The organism is Methylobacterium sp. BTF04, from assembly GCF_010692745.1.
Classification (GTDB): domain Bacteria; phylum Pseudomonadota; class Alphaproteobacteria; order Rhizobiales; family Beijerinckiaceae; genus Methylobacterium.
Map to the genome: position 1 here is coordinate 1 of NZ_JAAHTB010000159.1, position 1,843 is coordinate 1,843.

Genomic DNA, 1,843 nt, shown 5'->3' on the forward strand with positions numbered 1-1,843 from the left:
CGATGCTGGCGGCGTCGAGGCCGGCTTCGGCGTACATCACGTCCGGGGCGTTGTGATCCTGGTAGCTGTCGGGCAGCGTCAGCGTCCGCACCCGGACCCGGCCCGCATCGAGCGCGCCCTTCTCGGCCAGCAGGTGCAGCACCATCGCGCCGAAACCGCCCACCGAGCCCTCTTCCAGGGTCAGCAGCACCTCGTGGCTCGCCGCCAGGTCCAGGATCAGGGCCGCGTCGAGCGGCTTGGCGAAGCGCGCATCCGCCACCGTCACGGCGATGCCCTCGGCCTCGAGCAGGTCGGCCGCCTTCAGCGCCTCGCCGAGACGCGTGCCCAGGGTCAGCAGCGCCACCCGGGCGCCCTCGGGGCGCTTGACGATCCGCCCGCGGCCGATCGCCAGAACCTCGCCCTTCTCGGGAAGGTCGACGCCGACCCCCTCGCCGCGCGGGTAGCGCAGCGCGATCGGGCCCGAATCATGCGCATGCGCGGTGGCCACCATGTGCACCAGCTCGGCCTCGTCCGAGGCCGCCATCACCGTCATGTTCGGAAGGCAGCACAGATACGCCAGGTCGAAGGCGCCCGCATGGGTCGCCCCGTCCGCACCCACCAGACCGGCCCGGTCGAGGCAGAACCGGACCGGCAGGTTCTGCAGCGCCACGTCGTGCACCACCTGATCGTAGGCCCGCTGCAGGAACGTCGAGTAGATCGCCACGAACGGCTTGTACCCCTCCGTCGCCAGACCGCCCGCGAACGTCACCGCATGCTGTTCGGCGATGCCGACATCGAAGGTCTTGTCCGGGTGCGCCTTGCCGAACAGGTCGATCCCGGTCCCGCCCGGCATCGCCGCCGTGATCGCCACCACCTTGTCGTCGGCATCCGCCGCCTTGATCAGGCTCTCGCCGAACACCCGGGTATAGGCCGGGGCGTTGGGCTTGGCCTTGGCCTGGACCCCCGAGAGCACGTCGAACTTCACCACTCCGTGGTAGCGGTCCGCCGAGGCCTCGGCCGGGGCGTAGCCCTTGCCCTTCTGCGTCACCACGTGGAGCAGGATCGGGCCCTCCTCGGAATCGCGGACGTTCTTCAGGATCGGCAGCAGGTGGTCGAGATTGTGCCCGTCCACCGGCCCGACGTAATGGAAGCCCATCTCCTCGAACATCGTGCCGCCGCCCACCACCAGCGAACGGGCGTATTCCTCCGCCGCCGCCGCGCGCTGGTAGAGCGCCTTCGGCAGCAGCTTGCCGAGCTGCTTGGCGGTCTCGCGCAGGGACCGGTAGGTGCCCCCCGAGGCCAGCCGCGCGAAATACGCCGACATCGCCCCCACCGGCGGCGCGATCGACATGTCGTTGTCGTTGAGGATCACGATCAGGCGCGAATGCAGCGCGCCGGCATTGTTCATCGCCTCGTAGGCCATGCCCGCCGACATCGAGCCGTCGCCGATCACCGCGATCATGTTGCGGCGCTTCGACGTCTGGCCCCGGGCCTTGGCCGCCGCGTCGTCGAGATCGCGCGCCACCGCCATGCCCAGGGCCGCCGAGATCGAGGTCGACGAATGCGCCGCGCCGAACGGGTCGTAGACGCTCTCCGAGCGCTTGGTGAAGCCCGACAGCCCGCCCGGCTGGCGCAGGGTCCGGATCCGGTCGCGCCGCCCGGTGAGGATCTTGTGCGGATAGGCCTGGTGCCCGACATCCCAGACGATGCGGTCGTCGGGGGTGTCGAACACGTGGTGCAACGCCACCGTCAGCTCGACCACGCCCAGACCCGAGCCGAGATGCCCGCCCGTCACAGACACCGCCTCGATCATCTCCGCCCGCACCGCATCCGCCACCGCCGGGAGGTCGCTCTCCGGCAACAG

1 protein-coding gene is annotated in these 1,843 nt (G+C 70.4%); it reads right to left on the minus strand.

Going from position 1 to position 1,843, the window contains the following annotated elements; all coding sequences use genetic code 11:
• Positions 1-1,843 (minus strand): 1-deoxy-D-xylulose-5-phosphate synthase (gene dxs / locus G3T14_RS23990; protein WP_246733537.1); only part of this gene is annotated, 1,843 nt, incomplete at both ends.